Genomic DNA, 17,622 nt, shown 5'->3' with positions numbered 1-17,622 from the left:
GGTAAGCCTGTTTTTAAGGAGTGGTTTGCTGCTATGCCTGTCATGATCGACTGGATGCCATCGATGTGGTTTGCGGAACGCTGATATGGATCGTTTTTTTCTTCACCAAATAAATGAGCTAACAGTGCAGCATCCCCACCACCGTGACCTCCGATAGCTTCTTCTATCGAGACTTCATAAGGAGCGTCGAACATTGGTAGCACACGTAAAGTGGTCTGTTCAGCTTGCCCCTCCTCACTCTTCTCACCACCAGAGTTCACATACGAACGTTCTTTAACAGTTAGCTCGATCCTTCCCTTGCTACCGTTAAAAGCCACATTAAAACCTTCCCATGGTAAATAGGCGTTTAGAGAATATGTAAGAATTGTTTTGTCTTTATACGTAACGAGCACACCAAGTGTATCTTCAATATCAATTCCATCCCCAAACACACTTTGATCACGAAAATAGCCATCCTCATGCTCCGCATCCAAATACATCGCCTTTAAATGATCATTGTCCGCTAAACTGATCGCGAATCGATCATCTTTGGCCGCTTCGCTGTCATGTGCACGATGGTAAAATGCATCCACTCCACGTTCCTCGGCATTTTCCTTTCCATAAAAACGCAAACCTCCTGCAGCATATACCGTCTCCGGCTGTGTATTTAACCAAAAGTTAACAAGGTCAAAATGGTGTGTTGACTTATGAACAAGTAAACCTCCACTATTTATTTTGTTACGATGCCAACGCCGGAAATAATCCGCTCCATGTTGCGTATCTAATGCCCATTCAAAATGGACAGAAAACACTTTCCCGATAACTCCATCCGCTAATAATTCACGAACCTTTGTGTTATGTGGGGCATAGCGATAATTAAACGCTACCCTTACTTTATTGTTTGACTGTTCAACAGCTTGCTTAATCTTGTTTGCCTTTTCTTCATCTACAGTTATTGGTTTTTCTGTAATAACATCACACCCAAGCTCAAGTGCTCGAATAATGTAATGATGGTGTGTCCGGTCAATTGATGTAACAATAACAACATCTGGTTTTTCCACTTCAATCATCTGATCAAAGTGAAGATTAGAATAGGTCGGAATTTCCTGATGATCATACTTCTCCTTTAATAATCTGTTCGCATAGTTTTGCCGTGTCTGATTATTATCACAAAATGCCACTAGTTCACTAGTCTTTCGATATTCACTCGCAATTGCCCCATAAAAAAACTCTGCACGACCACCCACACCAACGATTGCATATTTTTTCAGCATTTTATCACTCCTAACTTTTGAAGACCCTAATATAGACCAATCATCCAAACCTAGAAGACAAAGCCACATACCCATAATCAAATCGTTCTCTTGTTCTAACTACTGCTTAAACTAGACAGATCTTTACTTGGCCATTTCTGTCTGCATTCCCACTCGATCAAAGACTTTTAAAGCAAGTTTCATGAGAATTGCACTAGGTATACTGACGGCAAAAAACAGGAGTAAACCCGGAAAAGCACGAAACAGGGCATAGATTATTCCCATTGAAATAACGATACCTACACTGTAATGCAGGTTGGAAAGTCCAACTAACATAGAATATTTAATAGAATTAAGGAAAGATAACTTATACTGGGTTAAAACAGGGAAAATAAAAAGAATGATGAAAGTTACAAGACTGAACATAATCAAATAAAAGCCAAACAGCAAATAAAAAGCCAAATCATTCAAATAAGGTAATGTTAACAATCCATAAGCCATTGATAAAATAACGAGAACAAGCATAATCCCAATAGCATTCGCTTTTAAGAAACTTACCTTGTATTGCGCGTAAAATGTTTTAAAAATTGGTTGTTGAATATTTTTTTCCCGATAGATTTCACTAAAGACTTTTAACATGGCAACAGTCGCTGGTGCCCAACCAAACACAAGAAATCCTAGTAACGTGAACACAACCCACAAGAAATTGATCCAAGCCAATACGGTAACCCATTCAAAAAAATAATTGATACTAGCTCGCATACCCATCTGATCACCCGCTTTTATAAAATAGATTGAGAGTTAACCAAAAGTTAACTCTCCATTCGTTCGATAAAATTATTTTAGACCTGTCGTTGCAATCCCTTGAACTAAATACTTCTGGAAGAATACAAAAATTAGTAATTGAGGCAAGAGCGATAATGACGACATCGCCAATAGCGGTCCCCAAGAAGTTCCACCGGAAACGTCCATGAAATTTCTTAATGCAATGGTAACCGTATGAATACTTGCATCATTTAAATAGATTAATGGAGCCAAGAAATCATCCCATGTCCACATAAAACAAAAGAGAGCCACAGTAACTAAGGCTGGCTTTAAAAGCGGCAAAATGATTCTCCAATAAATACCGAATTTAGAACATCCGTCAACAATTGCCGCTTCATCTAATTCACGAGGAATTCCTCGAATAAATTGAATCATAAGAAAGATAAAAAATGGCTGTCCCCCCATTAATCCTGGTAACATTAATGGAACAAAAGTATTTACTAAATCCAATTCATTAAAAATAATATACTGAGGGATGAGCGTAATTTGTACCGGCAACATAATCGTTGCCATTAAACAAGCAAAAAGAACATTTTTCATTTTGAAATCTATTCGCGCAAAGCCATACGCGACCAAACTTCCTGTAATCATTGTTCCAATAACAACCGTCGATGTTACAATGAGCGAGTTACGGAAATACGTTGCAAAACCAATACCACCAAAACCTGCCCAACCAGATTGATAGTTTTCCCACACAAATTCACTAGGCCATAGTGATACAGCATTATTGAAAATTTCCGTTGCCGGCTTAAGAGAGCTACTTAACATCCATAAAATAGGATAGACCATTAAGATTCCTAAACCAATAACAAAAACATAAAAGATTACATCACCCAGAAGCCGCTTTTTCTTTCCATTCACACTAACGACCTCCTTCTGATTGGTAAAACACCCAATATTTTGACGTTAAGAAAAAGAGAAGCGTAATGAAAGCGATGATGACTAACAAAACCCATGCCATTGCAGATGCATAACCCATTCTTAAATACTCAAATGCTACCTCGTAGAGATAAACAGCATAGAACAGTGTTTCATCTAGTGGCCCCCCACCCGTAATTAGATAGGACTGAGTAAATGTCATAAAGCTTCCAATGGTTTGCATAACTAAATTAAAAAAGATAACTGGGGTTAACATTGGTAAAGTGACATTGCAAAATTGTCTGACTTTACCTGCCCCATCAACACTAGCCGCTTCATAAAGCTCTTGCGGCACTTGCCTTAACCCTGCTAAAAAGATAATCATTGGTGAACCAAACTGCCAAACAACCAATAAGATTAACACAGATAAAGCAGTATCAGGATTACCAATTAAGTTTGTATCCGTAATATTTAGCATAGATAATAATTGTGTTATCGCACCTTGACGACCAAATAACTGTCTCCAAACAACGGCAACCGCGACACTTCCTCCGATAATGGAAGGAATGTAGTAGATTGCTGAGAATAAAGAACTTCCTCTTCGCCCCGTATTAAATAACATTGCTAAGGCAAGAGCAAAAATTAATTTAAGTGGAACCGAGATAAAGACAAATTTAAAGGTTACTTCTAGTGATTTTAAAAATCGATCATCACTAAATAAATTTCGATAATTATCTAAACCGACCCAGGTAGGGCTAGATAATAGATTATAATTAGTAAAAGATAGATAGAATGAGGCTACCATCGGCCCAACAATCAATAGGATAAAGCCGATTAACCACGGAGATATACTTAGGTAACCAGCTACATTGTCTCTTTTGCTTGTTGATCCTAAAGAAAAGTTTATAGGCGTTTTTATTTTTGCCATGATATCACCACCAATTTGATTGTAGCTTACGAGCTTCTTTTGAGTGTTTGAAAGAAGGAGGTGACTAAACTCTTTTAGTCACCTCTATTACATTTAATTCAGAATATTTTCTGCTTGTTGCATGAAGTCACTAGCAGCCTCTTCTGGACTTATTCGCCCATATTTCAGCACTTCAATGGTACGGCCAAAAGCACCACGCACTTCTGTCTCCCCTGGAGGTGAAAGTGGATCAGCTTCTTTCGTATACTGTGCTACAACTTCTAAATAATCAAACGTCTTTTCAACAGTCTCAGACACTTTGTCACTTAAATGATCACGAACCGCTGAAGAAATCGGAACACCTCGTTCCGCTTGAAGAATCTCATTCGCTTCTAAGTTATTTGTTATAAAATCTATAAATTTTGCAGCTGCTTCTTGTTGTTCTGAATGTTGCGTAACAGAAAAGGACATACTCGGTCTAATATAGTTGGCATGGGTACCATCTAAGACTGGAAGAACGGTTAAATCCAACTCAAAATCTGTCCCTTGAGCAATCCCAATAATTTGGTTGCTCGCAGCTGTTTGCATCGCAGACGTGCCCTCTTGAACCATTGAATTACCACCCTCAATGTAAGACATCATCAGATCATGCGATGGAGCAGCACCACTTTCTACCATCCTTACTACCCAATCAAAGTAATCCACTAATACATGCTCTTCAAAACCTAAACTCGATCCATCTTCATTATAAAAAGACATATCATGCTGTCTTACATAATTAAAAAACAGCTCATATTCTGCATTAGCAAAGTCATAACCAAAGTATTCTTCACCATTCGCTTCCATTTGATTTTTAATATCTAGGTTCAATTCATAGAGGTCCTCGTACGTAAAACCTGGTTCAAGATCATAACCGTATTCATCTAATAATTCAGCATTATAAACAAGTGCAAGAGCATTTGCTCCAGATGCTACAGCGAGTACACGATCACCGTCATGATTAATCTCTTGATAAACATCTTCTACATCATCCAGATTGATCGTACCATCTGCTATTAAAGGAGCTAAATCAACTAGTAAATCGTTACTGTTGTACTCATTTAAATAGGAATTATCCATTGCGATAACGTCAGGTAGATTTCTTCCTGCCGCCTGGGTGTTAAGTCGTTCCCAATAGCCATCCCAACCTGTATATTCTGGTTGTACAAGAATATTGGGATGTAACTCTTCAAACAACATAATTGCTTCTAGAGTCATATCATGTCGCTCTTGATTTCCCCACCAAGCCACACGAATTGAAACTTGATCACCATCCTCTGAATCATTTTCATTTGACTCATTCTCTGATGATTGATCTTGATTATCATTGGCATCTGTTCGTTCATCTTGATCATTCCCACCACATGCTGTTACTAGTAATAGTAACGCCACGAAAAGAAATAATAATCCTTTTTTCACTGTAACTCCCCCAATTCATTAAATAATAAGAAATCGCTTACAAATTAATTATAGAGAAATAAAATCGTTCCTTGTAGATGAAAAAAGTGAAAAAACTTTCAAAAAACAATCCACTTGCTTTTTTATATTTATATCATGATGCTTTCAAAAAATGAGCGAAAAACCTTACCTACCATCCACATCCCTAATGAATGCGAGCGAAAGTACACCTACTGAATTGACAGGTAACTATAGCCTGATTGTTTCCCGCCAGATGATAGCTTTCTACTACAAAGACGAAATATCCATTTTGCGATTGAAAACCCTTACAATAATAGATATAATAAATGTAGTTTCTAAATAAAAAACTAACTTTCTTAATAAGAAATTAATCTTCTTGGAGGTTTGTAATTGAATATTATAAAAAAATTCTCCTTTCGCGCCCTATTGTTTATTAGTTTATCTCTTTATTTGATTATCATTTTCTCTACAGTCATCCTGGTCAATCACCGCGTGTCGGTAAATGAGATTATTGATTTAACGGCAAGGCAACAAGAGACGAACTTGGAACTAATCAAGCGTAATATTGAAGAAAAGCTTACATCCATCGAAAATAATTCTGTTGTTCTTGCACGGCAAAGCAGTTTGCATGAGGTGATTCATGGTAACCACAGTCATTTTCAACGAAATGCTTTAACACTTGATTTCTCAAATTCTGTCTACAGCAATGGCGATATTCATTCGATTGAAATTTTTATGGAAAATCCACCAACAAATAATATTCAAAATCCAGTCCGATATTACAATATTAATGAAGCCTATGAAACAAATTGGATTGGTTCACTCGATAAACAAATAGCGACTTGGATCGGAATTAGACCAATTGAAATGATGGCAGGAAACGAAGTCGTCATTAGTTATGCTCGAATCCTTAAAAATTCTAGAGGCCATGTTCAAGCGATTCTTGTCTTAAATCTTGACCCACTTATTGTGGAAAACTGGTTGCGCTCCTATCCTGATGATTCTATTTTGTATTTGATCAATGAAAATCAACACATATTAGCGAGTACAGATTATAAATCGATCGGTGAAAATAACGACATACAAACGGAATCAGAAAGTAACTCAGCAACGACACACTTCATCCAAGACGAACAGTTAATTGTCTCAAGTGAAATAAAACCCTATAATTGGAAATTAATCGGTATAACACCTTATAGTGAACTAACAAAGTCGAGCAATCAAGTAGCTAGAAATATCGTACTATTTAGTTTCATACTGCTTCTAGTTTTTCTAATTGGAATGAGTTTTATCATAAATCAATTAACGAAGCCCATCCATCAATTAACTAGACTAATGAATGATTACAAGTTAAATCGAACCAACCAAATTATTCCGAATGATTATACCAATGAATTTGGAAAACTTTTTCATGGTTATCAAAATTTGATCAATCGAAACGAACGATTATTCAACTCCTTAATTAAACAATATAAATCACAGAAAAGAGCGGAATTACGAGCACTACAAGCCAATATCAATCCTCATTTTTTATACAATACGTTAGATCAATTGAATTGGCGAGCCATTGAACGAGGTGACGATGACATGAGCCTAATGATCGAATTATTAGGAGATATGTTACGCGTTGGTTTATCTAACGGGGAAGCAATAATCTCTATTGAAGATGAAGTTAATTATGTAGAAAAATATTTGAAGCTCCAGTCGATTCGTAATAAAGAATCTTTTGCGTACCATTTCAATATAGATAAACAAGCTCTTCACGCGTACATTCCGAAGTTAACATTACAGCCTTTTATAGAAAATGCAATCATACATGGCTTAGCCAATAAAAAAAACGGGCTAATCACGATAACCATTCATGAACAAGAAGACCATATCGTGTTATCCATTAAAGACAATGGTAGTGGTGCGCAGTCGTTTCAAAAGTCTAGGAAAAAGATGAAAACAGGTGGGTATGGCATTAGAAATGTAAAGGAACGTTTGAATCACTATTACAATTATAAAGCAAAAATCTTCTTATCTAACAGAAGCGAGGGTGGTGTAGAAGTTAAAATCACGATTCCAAAAGTAACGGATAAATCAGATTTATTCTAGTGCATTTACTTCATTTTAGGAGGAGATAAATATGATTTGGAAAATAGCTATTGTTGATGACGATAACCATGTTGTTAAAGGAATTCAAGCAACCCTTAATCAATCGAACCTAAAGTGCACAGTTATTGGGACAGCAAGTAACGGAAAAGAAGGCTTAGAAATGATTTTGGAAAAACGACCAGACCTAGTTATTACCGATATTTACATGCCTGTTCTTGACGGGATTGAAATGATTCAAGCCTTACGTGACGAAGATTTTGATGAAAAAATTATTATTTTAAGTGGCTATTCAGAGTTTCAACATGCAAAACAAGCACTCAAATTAAAGATTGAAGATTATCTCTCAAAGCCGGCATCAAGACAAACAATTATTTCTACCGTTGAACAAACGTTAAATCAACTTGATCGAGCACGTAAAAAGAAGGATGACTTTCAACGATACAAGACCAAAGTGAGTCAATATGAAAGAGATTTAACTGTTGAGTTAATGGAGTTAGCTGTAAAAGGTCAACTAAATCTTACCGCTTTACAACCGAACCAGCAAGTCATTATAAAACGGTGGTCTTCATGTTTACACTTACCGATTAAACTGAACTTTATTACAATAGACAGTGATCGAATGAGTAAACTAGCAGACAAATATTTAATGAGTTTTGCGATCACCAACATTATTCATGATACAATGAACCAATTCTCTTTGGATTACCACTATATTAAGATTGATCAACAGAATAGCATTCTATGCCTTCATTTACCTAAAGAAGAGACAGAACATGAGCGGTTATTATCAGAGACTAGTTTAGCTATTAATCTTCTAAAGAAGAACTTGTTGAATGTGATTGCGGTAAATACGCATGTGGAAAGAGGGGCTATCAAGTCCACATGGTCTGAGACAATCAACGTCCTTCACCAACTATTGATGACTAACACACCAGGTGAAGACAACCTACTAGCTGTTCATTTAACATCACTGAATGCGCAACTGACCATGGCGATCCGGACTGCCGATATGGAACGAATCAAAACATCGTTGAACAACTTTTTTAACGGATTGAATAACCAACCCTTTTTACCTTCCGTTTCCATTCACATTGGACTTGAAATTTGGACAATTTTTAAATATGAACTCGTGGATCTCGGCATCAATATCGCTGCACATTCGAAGCTACCTTTTACAATTTATAACCAACTCATGCAATATAACAGTTGGACTGAATTACATGGTTTTTTTAACGATCTGATCGAGGATATGAGGAAAGAGGCTGTCTTTCAAGATAACATAAAACATTCTAAGTTAATTGACGATGTACTTCATTATATTGAACAGAATATTGGCGAGCCTATTACACTGAATGAAATCGCTGAAGAGCTATATATATCTAGAAATTATTTAGGGAAGTTGTTTAAATCTTATATGAATCTACCATTTAAAGCATACTTGACGAAATATAGAATTGATAAAGCGAGAAAGATGTTATTCGCTGGCAATCACCGAATCTATGAAGTGGCTGAAGCTGTTGGGTTTGATAACCCCGCTTACTTTAGTTCCGTGTTTAAGAAAGTACTCGGTTACCCACCATCACACCTGATTCATGAAGATAGTCAAGATGGAATTCATTCATAACGTGTTCAAACAAAAAAGCTTACTTAGCTTAAACAGACCCCAAATACAAAGCTGGGGACACGCGTAAACTAAGTAAGCCCTTCGACAAATTCCGGGCGGTGACAGGCACCGTTACAGGCCGCCGTATCTTCTTTTTCTTGATTGATATTCTTCTATGGCGAGTTTAAATTCATGTTCGGAGAAATCCGGCCACAGCACATCTGTGAAACAAAACTCCGTGTAGGCCATTTGCCATAACAGGAAATTACTGAGGCGTTTTTCTCCACCCGTCCGAATGAGTAGGTCTGGGTTTGGAATATTAGCGGTATTTAGATACTTTGAGAACTGTTCTTCATCTACTTGATCAAGAAATACTTTCTCATCGACCAGATCCGTGAACATTCGCTTCATCGCCTGCAGCATCTCCTGCTTACTTCCATAATTGAGGGCCAGATTCAACTGAAGACCATCGTTATTTTTCGTGGAGTCAATGGCATATTGCAGAGCTTCCTGTGTAGCTGCTGGGAGACCCTCCATATTACCGATAACCTCAATTCGTACATTGTTTGCCTGAATGTCTGGCAAATAAACATGCAGAAATTCTTTAGGTAGTTTCAAAATAAATTCAACCTCAGGCTTTGGACGCTTCCAGTTTTCCTTAGAAAATGTATACAAGGTCAACACCTTGACCTTGCATTTAACTGCTGCTTTCACCACTGTTACAACAGTAGCTAACCCAGTTTTATGTCCAATAAACCTTGGCATACCTCTCTTCTCCGCCCACCGTCCGTTTCCATCCATAATGATAGCTACATGATCCGGTATAGTACCTTCCGCATAATAAATATTTGATTGCTCATCTTTTTTTGTCAAAAAAGGAATTTTCATCATCCATTTCCATCCCCCTAAGAATCTGTATATTTCAATTATTTCCTTCACTGCTGCTATTGCTAAGATAACTAAAATTACCACGGCTTCGTGTTACATTTACGTTATTCCTCATCGTCACTTCTGTATTCTAAAATGTCTCCTGGTTGACAATCTAGCGCCTTACAAACCGCCTCTAGTGTTGATAATCGAATCGCCTTTGCCTTTCCGTTTTTCAAAATAGAAAGGTTAGCCATCGTTATCCCAACACGCTCTGAAAGCTCGGTTACGCTCATCTTCCTTTTTGCCAGCATCACATCAATATTGATTATAATCATCTTTTTTCACCTCAGACTGTTAAATCATTTTCAGATTTTATGTCGATCGCTTGCCGCAAAAGCCTTTGAAGAACAGCAACAAAAACCGCTATCACTAAGGAAGATCCAGCAATAACCATTCCTAACAAAATAAGTCCAGGCGTATCGTTCCGCTCTGCGATAATAAAAATCAATGGTAAAGCTAGAATATACAAACCAAAGATTAGTTTGGCACCGTTTTTTATCTTTTTCAGTGCGTTAACCGACAACTCCGAGAAAGCCTCATTTTTGTCAATATAACGTAAAAGCAATAACGCTTGATACAACGAAATATAAAATGGTATCGCCGATCCATACACGATTATAAGAAAACCAACGATTACATAAGCTAATCCTGCACCTTTTTGTGCTTGTTCGAAGGCCTCTATCCCCATTTTTGGTAGCAAAAAGATACATAAAGCTAGTACGGAAGTTCCAATTAGAAAAATAGCGATTTTTAAAAAGACAGTTGATCCTCGTTTCATCACATGCACCTCATCCATTTATTTTCTGCTTATATTTTACCAATATATTTATCGTTTTACAATAAATAAATGTTATTTTTCAATTTATTTTTGTTCTCTAACAGCTAACAGAAATACGCGACTACTGTATCACAACTCAAAAAGAAGCTTGAAAAATTCAAGCTTCTCTTCTTAACAAACCCTTACTATCTATGCACACCAAAGATCATCCTTCGCTTCATCACATGAACATACAAGAGGTTACCTCTTGAATTTGCGGTTGCACAAAGTGAAACTTCAATCAGTGGGGGTTTTTAGTTTTTTTTAGTTATTCCCCCACTGATTGTTAGTTGAACCATTCGGGAGTCTTGCGGACGGTTGCTCCGGGATTAATTGAAATTTCAATCTAGGGGGGGTTGGGCTTCCCACCCACTGATTGCTAGTAGGGACATTCGGGGTGTTAGTATCAGTTATTCCCTCTTTCTTTGAGTAGTTTTTACCGACAGTAGCACCATGAAAATTTAATATATTTTTAAAATACGGAGAAAAAATGTGCTAAAAATGATTTTTTCAGGTTGGGACAGTTTAATATAATTTTTTTGCTACTTTGAAATAATGCATTCCTTACAATAACTATCCGTTAAACACGCTAAGGTAAATCATATTGATCTAAATAATACCAGCATATCAAAGAACATTCGAGAATTTCCAGGAAATGACTGACAATGAATTATTCATATTTATCTTCATCTAATGTTAAAAGATAACCTTGCTGACGAATAGAGATTAATTTCGGAAAATCAGGCACACTATTGTCTGCCAGCTTTTTACGAAGCATGGACATATGCACCCAGACTGTACGTATATCATTTGCTTCACTCCCCCATATAAGTTGATAAATCTCTTGCGCAGTTAAAATCTGATCTCTATTTCTAATAAGAACTTCAAGCAAGTAGAATTCCCTTGGTTTTAATAGTAAATCCTCCCCGTTCAAAAAAGCACGACGAGAAGAAAGCGATAACTCTAATGCACCTAAGCGTAGAACTCTCTCTTCACTCTTTATCAGCCTACCCCTTCTCAATAAAGCTCTTATTCTTACTAGTAACTCGTCCATATCATAAGGCTTTGACATGTAATCATCTCCACCAACGTGAAAACCATTTATAACATCATTTTTCGTACAAAGGCTACTCAAAAATAAAATCTTTATGTCACTTTTCAGACGTAACTCTTTGCAGTAGTTTAATCCATTTCCATTTGGCAGCAAAACTTCTAAGATCAGTAGATCAGGATTTTCATCGTTTACAATAGAATGCGCGCTTTCAAGCGTATCTGTTGCGAATACACGATAGCCTGCTAACTCCAGCATTTTTTGATTCGTTTTAAGAATGTTTACATCATCTTCAATGATAAGAATTTTCTCTCCACCCATATGGCCACCTCTTTTATTGGAATGCTTGAAACAGTGCTTTATTTCGACAATGGTATACAGATCTAAAAGATAGTAACGCAATTTTTAAAATGCAGAATAAGAGAAAAGAAGTTAAACTAGTACCCAATAGAAAGTTAGCAATGATGTGTTAAGCGTAGCTTTCTCCCACATACGTAAGGTAATTTAAACAAGCTTCTGCCTAGACTAAATATAATATAGTTTTTTCCTTTTACATTTCGGATGTTCTATGAGTTATCTTCACTCATAGAAAGAGAATGAGGGAAAATACTTATGGAATCTATCAATCTACTTTAAGGCGCATTGATCACTTTTCCTTCTAATCATTATTATGTCTATTAATTATAAGTTATTTTTGGAAAAAGTTCAATATATAGAAAAAAACGACAAAATAATACATTTTTTTGTTGTAAAAAGTGTTTATTTATACAATGCGCAATTAATTTCTATGGCAATTACAAGCTTTAAACCGATTCCCATACAAAAGGTACTATCCACGATAGAATTCAATACCTCTCATTAACAAAGCCAAAGCCTTTAATTATAAATCCAAATTTTAAATAACGACGATTCAGAATAAAGTGAAACTTCAATCAGTGGGGGTTTTTAGGTATTCCCCCACTGATTGTTAGCCCTAAAGGATGACCTAAAAGCCTTTAACCATTCGGGGTGCTAGCGTCCGTTACTCTCACTTAAACAACTTGCTTTTCTCGTTGTTTTGAAGTTGGAGTATTACGGACGGTTGCTCCGGGATAAAAGTTAAGACAAGCCATCGCAACCACAAATCAATATATAATTGAATTGTTAATTCCAATTTATTACTTAAATTTTGTTAAGGTTTACCTTTTATTACCGTTAACTTGTTATAATGTAAATTGTAAGGAGGTTTTGAATGGGGAACGCCTTATACTTTAATTGTTAAAATAAGAGGAGGTTTTTATCTTGAAAAATATCAAAAAATGTTTACTATTCACGCTATTAGTAACTACCTTGGCAGTTGTTTTTGGAAGTAATGCACTAGCAGGATCTTCTAGTTTAGATGTTGCCCACAACGGAAGTGGTTCAGCTAGCTCTGGAAATACCTCTGCATCTTACAGTGGTGGAAACGGATTACTTCCTTGGAGCAATTATTCGTTTTCAGCTCGCGCTGCAGGGAGCGGAACAAATACTGCTGTCGTCCGTCATAAAGCCCGAAATAGTTCATCGAGCTTCGGCACGACAAGATCATCTGGAACTGGCACAAGAACAGCATCAAGTAATGCTTCCTCATCTCATGCGCACTCTGGTTCTTATGCAAGTGGATCAAATTCAAGTGATTCATCTAGAGTTACCGTTAAATAAATTATAACCGTAATTTTTCTCATTTGTTCTAAAAACGATCCCCATTCAAAACCAATTACTTTATAACGAAAAGGCAGGTCAAAGACATGCGACAATATATGTTAGTTTGGCAAATGGAAGCAAAAAATTATAAACAGCTTTGTCTACATTGTTTCATCTTAATCGCAATCATCTTTTTCTCTCTCTATTATTTTGGTCTTATGTACGGTAAATACTATGAACAATACCAAGCAAATGAATCCATTATTGTCGGAAATACCATGAACACTGACCGCGATAACTTAGAACAACTAGCGTTACTTGACGGTATTAAATCCTATATCTTACTAGCAAACTATATGGAGTTTTTCACTATAGAAGGTGATGATTATAGCCATGAATACCATGTAGCAGCGCTCCCGCAGAATTACGTGTTTGACAGCACATTTCAGGGGCGGTTTTTTACTGAGGAAGAACAAGTAAACGGAGACAACGTTGCTATTATTCCCTATCCTTATGCTCTACTTTCAAATAGTAAAATTGGTGATACTGTAGAAATTAATCATACCTCTTATCAGATAATAGGCATTGCACCATATATGCACTATGCTTCTTTTATTATCACAGAGAAACAATTATTCGATCAATTCGGGCAAGACAATACCATTGAAATCTACACAGAAGAGGGTTTCGCGCTTAAACCAAAAGCACGCACAAGCTTAATTACCAACATCGAATCTCTCTTGCAATCACCAGTTATCGATGAAGAAACTTCTGAAAATGATTTAGCTGATTTTATGAATGAAGTACGAATCTATTCTCTGATTTTATTTGCTTTCGCTATTGCAAATATTCTTTATATATACTCTTACATACTAGAAACACGAAAAAAACAAATATCCATTTATCGCTTAAACGGGGCAAGCAAAGGATTTATTGCAAGAATCCTCTTAGTAGGACTGCTTGCTAACTATACAATTTGTTTCTTTATCGCTTATGGATTGATTGTCACTTTTCATGGTTTAATTGCACCTATAGTTATTCAAGAACAACTATTTATGTTGACATCCAAAGACTTTTTCGCGTTTTTTATTACGATGCTAATGATCTATATATTACTCCTCTTTTTATACATTAGAAAATGGATGAACGGTAGTATTGTCCGATCCTTGAAAGGTGGAGTTTAAAATGAAAACACTCTATATAGCAAAGAAATTTTTCAGCAAACACTTAATCGCTAATCTGCTCATCATTATTGAAATCGCTTTAGCTTTACTGTTAATCACCTTATTAGTAAACCGTTATGATTATTATTTTAAAACCTATCATGATTATAAGGATTCGCCGATACAACACGCTTTGTTTTTTATGGGAAGAGAAGAAACAATCATAGATGAAGAAGACTTTGATGCTCTTATAAAAGATTACCACCAAGATTTGATCGAGGATTTAAAAGACCATGCCGACATAGAAGGTATTTCTGTCTACAGTTACTTTAGTGAAGACAACGGTGAAAATGCAGTCTTCGTTTATGATGATATTACCGCGGGTTATCTCGGCTTGAAGGAAGATGTTGAAGGTGAATGGTTATTTGAATCGGATACTAACAACATATACCCTGTCATCGTCTATAATGGTGAAAATATCAACAAAGGAGATACACTCATCTTAGACTTAGAACTGTACAATCAATTTAGCACCCCCTCAAGACAATGGGATGAGATCGAAGAAAGATCCGAAGCATTTGAGGTAGTGGGATTAATTGACAGCACAGACTCGCGAATCTTACATTCGACGATAAAATCGAACGCCAGCCTCGATATGGACAGTTTACTTCAAGAAATTACTCCTTTCCGTGATCAAACGGTTTATTTTATGGAGTACAACGATGAGCTGTTTTCTGATTACCGCTTTTCAACCGATAATTTTTTTATCTATTTAAACGAGCAGGCTTCTAAGGACTCAATTGAAGCATTAAAGGCAACCTTAACAAACTATGGTTATGTAGTAGAAGGTAGTGAAATGATCAATTTATCGAAAAAGCGTGCAAATCAGTATCTAGCAAATGATTTCTCTTTATTTTTTTCTTTAGCTGGCATTGCTCTAGTTAGCCTGCTTAGCATCACCTATCTTAACGTAAAGAAAATGATCAAATCAATATCCATCTATTATGTTAATGGTTGTTCCTTTAAAAAGGCTATGAGTATCTATCTCGTTTATCTCTTGTTACTCATTATTCTATCCTTTTTGATCTACTGGTCTGTGTTAGGGTTTTTGAATAATCGAGTTGCAACAATGGACTTCAGCACAGACCGAGATTCGCTTCTTTACCAGTTTGACTGGAAAGTTCAAGTTCAGTCACTTGGACTACTTAGTATCGTTCTTATTTTTGGAAGCTATCTCCCTTTTGTATTGATCTCAAGAAAAAGTAAACTAACGATTTTAAAGGAGCGTTAATATGCCGATGATTTCTGTGCAAGACATAAATAAGTTTTATCATAAAGACAAACCCAATCAACTTCATATTCTAAAGCAATTAAATTTCACTGTGGAGACGGGTGAAATGGTAGCGATAATGGGTACTAGTGGATCTGGAAAATCAAGTCTGTTAAATGTGTTAGGTTGTGTCGACGATTTTCAATCCGGATCGTATTATCTCGATAACACTTCTATTTCCACACTTAATGATAAACAACTATCTGAGATTCGCTGTCGTAAAATCGGCTTTGTTCTTCAAGATTTTGTACTCATTGATGAAGAAACAGCAATAGAAAATGTGAAAACACCACTATTCTTTGACCGTAATTACAGTTTTAGATCGATGAAAAAGACCTGTATGGAGGCTCTGGTTGCATTAAATATTGATGATTTGGCTTCAAAAAAAGTAAATCAGCTTTCCGGTGGTCAACAACAACGAGTTGCGATTGCACGGGCTATTGTCAATAAGCCACAGTTATTGTTAGCAGATGAACCTACTGGATCCTTGGACTCTGCTACTTCTCAAGAGATTATTAACGTTCTGAAAGACCTCAACCAACAAGGGATGACAATTGTGATCGTTACCCATGATCAACAAGTTGCTGCACAATGCCAAAAAGTATTTCAAATTAATGACGGACAGTTACATGAACATGCTTCGGTTGCGACATTAGCTAATCCATAGCTACCAATTCCATCAGAACAAGAAAATATCTAGTAAAAAATAATTTAACTGCACCCATGAAATTGGAAGATAGTTCTACAAACAGCCTATAGCTTTACAAGTTACCAAGATTGCTTTACGATGATGACTAAATACAATTCTATAATAAAAGTTGCACTAGGGGCGCTGTGAAAATGGCTGAGAGGAATCTGTTATTCTGACCCTTCGAACCTGATCTAGATAATACTAGCGTGGGGAAGTGCAGTCGAAACGTATATTTTTCATTGACCATACATTTTGGCTGCATTCCCCAGGGAGTGTAGCTTTTTTATATGTCATGGAGGAAGATACTATGGGTAATTTTGTTTGTGGTAGTAATCGAATAGCTGGGTGTAGTTTTTCGATCCATCCAATGAGTGATGATTTTATCGAGATCATTACAACAGCACTTAAAGAGGTAGATACTTCGAAAGTTTGGATGCAAACCGATGATGTTAGTACATTAGTGAGGGGAAGAATTCCGCATATTTTTGATGTAACAAAAGCAATTTTTCTTCATGCTGCAAAAACGGGCGTACACGTTGCATTTGAAGCTACTTACTCTGTAGGTTGTCCCGGAGATACTGCTGGTGACGTATATATGGCGGAAGATGATCACGTGCTTAACAAAGAAAAAGCAGACACAATCAAGCAAGAAGCTGCGACGAAATTTGCTTTATATCCGTTAGGTGGCGGCGACTATATGAATCAAATCTATGCACAAATCGAAGCGATGAAAGATCATGGAGTGAAAGTTAGCGGCACACATTATGCCACTCGTTTAGACGGAGAAGTCGTCAATATATTTAATGGACTGGAAAAAGTGTTTATTGATATGGAAGAGAGCGGATCTCTACACACCGTAATGACTGTTTCCATGTCAGCGAATAGTCCTTCGGCGAAGGGATAAAGACCGGAACTCTTCATAATAGAAGTTTTTTACTGCGTGCATAAAGTGACTGCTTCCCTATAGGTTGCCAGGCACTTTATGCATCACATATAAA

Annotated in this window: 16 protein-coding genes and 1 riboswitch; of the genes, 7 read left to right on the top strand and 9 right to left on the bottom strand. The window is 36.5% G+C overall.

Features of this window, described 5'->3' with window-relative positions; genetic code table 11:
* The 5 genes from OWO01_RS15035 to OWO01_RS15015 form a co-directional block, all read right to left on the bottom strand.
* Positions 1-1,253, bottom strand: a 1,253-nt coding sequence (locus OWO01_RS15035) for a Gfo/Idh/MocA family oxidoreductase (protein WP_268781298.1), incomplete at its 3' end; no start/stop codon positions are given.
* 123 nt (positions 1,254-1,376) lie between these two features.
* Positions 1,377-2,000, bottom strand: coding sequence for a YesL family protein (locus OWO01_RS15030; protein ID WP_268781297.1), 624 nt, complete (start codon positions 1,998-2,000; stop codon positions 1,377-1,379).
* A 69-nt stretch (positions 2,001-2,069) separates the two neighbouring features.
* Complete coding sequence (locus OWO01_RS15025; RefSeq protein WP_268781295.1) at positions 2,070-2,918, bottom strand: carbohydrate ABC transporter permease; 849 nt, start codon at positions 2,916-2,918, stop codon at positions 2,070-2,072.
* A 1-nt stretch (position 2,919) separates the two neighbouring features.
* Entirely contained in the window at positions 2,920-3,843 is a 924-nt protein-coding gene (locus tag OWO01_RS15020) for a carbohydrate ABC transporter permease (protein WP_268781294.1), read from the bottom strand.
* A gap of 93 nt (positions 3,844-3,936) precedes the next feature.
* The gene (locus OWO01_RS15015; protein ID WP_268781293.1) at positions 3,937-5,280 is read right to left on the bottom strand and encodes an ABC transporter substrate-binding protein; all 1,344 of its coding nucleotides are present in this window, start codon (positions 5,278-5,280) and stop codon (positions 3,937-3,939) included.
* 390 nt (positions 5,281-5,670) lie between these two features.
* Here OWO01_RS15015 and OWO01_RS15010 point away from each other — a divergent pair, with 390 nt between their 5' ends.
* Both OWO01_RS15010 and OWO01_RS15005 read left to right on the top strand, forming a co-directional pair.
* Positions 5,671-7,377: a sensor histidine kinase gene (locus OWO01_RS15010; RefSeq protein WP_268781292.1), complete on the top strand. Its 1,707-nt coding sequence runs from the start codon at positions 5,671-5,673 to the stop codon at positions 7,375-7,377.
* 31 nt (positions 7,378-7,408) lie between these two features.
* Positions 7,409-9,001, top strand: a complete 1,593-nt coding sequence (locus OWO01_RS15005; RefSeq protein WP_268781291.1) for a response regulator — start codon at positions 7,409-7,411, stop codon at positions 8,999-9,001.
* A 111-nt stretch (positions 9,002-9,112) separates the two neighbouring features.
* Here the strand turns inward: OWO01_RS15005 and OWO01_RS15000 are convergent, their stop codons facing one another.
* The 4 genes from OWO01_RS15000 to OWO01_RS14985 form a co-directional block, all read right to left on the bottom strand.
* A complete protein-coding gene (locus OWO01_RS15000; protein WP_268781299.1) occupies positions 9,113-9,868 on the bottom strand; it encodes an isoprenyl transferase in 756 nt (251 codons plus the stop codon).
* 104 nt (positions 9,869-9,972) lie between these two features.
* Positions 9,973-10,185, bottom strand: coding sequence for a helix-turn-helix domain-containing protein (locus tag OWO01_RS14995; protein WP_268781290.1), 213 nt, complete (start codon positions 10,183-10,185; stop codon positions 9,973-9,975).
* Between the two features lie 11 nt (positions 10,186-10,196).
* Entirely contained in the window at positions 10,197-10,688 is a 492-nt protein-coding gene (locus OWO01_RS14990; protein WP_268781289.1) for a DUF2975 domain-containing protein, read from the bottom strand.
* A 709-nt stretch (positions 10,689-11,397) separates the two neighbouring features.
* The gene (locus OWO01_RS14985) at positions 11,398-12,099 is read right to left on the bottom strand and encodes a response regulator transcription factor (RefSeq protein ID WP_268781288.1); all 702 of its coding nucleotides are present in this window, start codon (positions 12,097-12,099) and stop codon (positions 11,398-11,400) included.
* Between the two features lie 960 nt (positions 12,100-13,059).
* Between OWO01_RS14985 and OWO01_RS14980 the strand changes: the two genes are divergently transcribed.
* The 5 genes from OWO01_RS14980 to OWO01_RS14960 all read left to right on the top strand — a co-directional run bounded on the left by OWO01_RS14980 (position 13,060) and on the right by OWO01_RS14960 (position 17,528).
* Positions 13,060-13,458 (top strand): hypothetical protein, encoded by a 399-nt coding sequence (locus tag OWO01_RS14980; protein ID WP_268781287.1) that lies wholly within the window; start codon positions 13,060-13,062, stop codon positions 13,456-13,458.
* Positions 13,459-13,544: 86 nt separating this feature from the next.
* Complete coding sequence (locus OWO01_RS14975) at positions 13,545-14,624, top strand: FtsX-like permease family protein (protein ID WP_268781286.1); 1,080 nt, start codon at positions 13,545-13,547, stop codon at positions 14,622-14,624.
* Position 14,625: 1 nt separating this feature from the next.
* The gene (locus OWO01_RS14970; protein ID WP_268781285.1) at positions 14,626-15,894 is read left to right on the top strand and encodes a hypothetical protein; all 1,269 of its coding nucleotides are present in this window, start codon (positions 14,626-14,628) and stop codon (positions 15,892-15,894) included.
* Between the two features lies 1 nt (position 15,895).
* Positions 15,896-16,600: an ABC transporter ATP-binding protein gene (locus OWO01_RS14965; protein ID WP_268781284.1), complete on the top strand. Its 705-nt coding sequence runs from the start codon at positions 15,896-15,898 to the stop codon at positions 16,598-16,600.
* A gap of 148 nt (positions 16,601-16,748) precedes the next feature.
* Positions 16,749-16,854, top strand: a riboswitch (TPP riboswitch).
* A 77-nt stretch (positions 16,855-16,931) separates the two neighbouring features.
* The gene (locus OWO01_RS14960; protein ID WP_268781283.1) at positions 16,932-17,528 is read left to right on the top strand and encodes a YkoF family thiamine/hydroxymethylpyrimidine-binding protein; all 597 of its coding nucleotides are present in this window, start codon (positions 16,932-16,934) and stop codon (positions 17,526-17,528) included.
* Positions 17,529-17,622 lie beyond the last annotated feature (94 nt).

The organism is Natronobacillus azotifigens (genome assembly GCF_026805325.1).
Classification (GTDB): domain Bacteria; phylum Bacillota; class Bacilli; order Bacillales; family Amphibacillaceae; genus Natronobacillus; species Natronobacillus azotifigens.
Note: the sequence above shows the minus strand (reverse complement) of the source record. Positions and strands in the feature narration are given on the sequence as shown.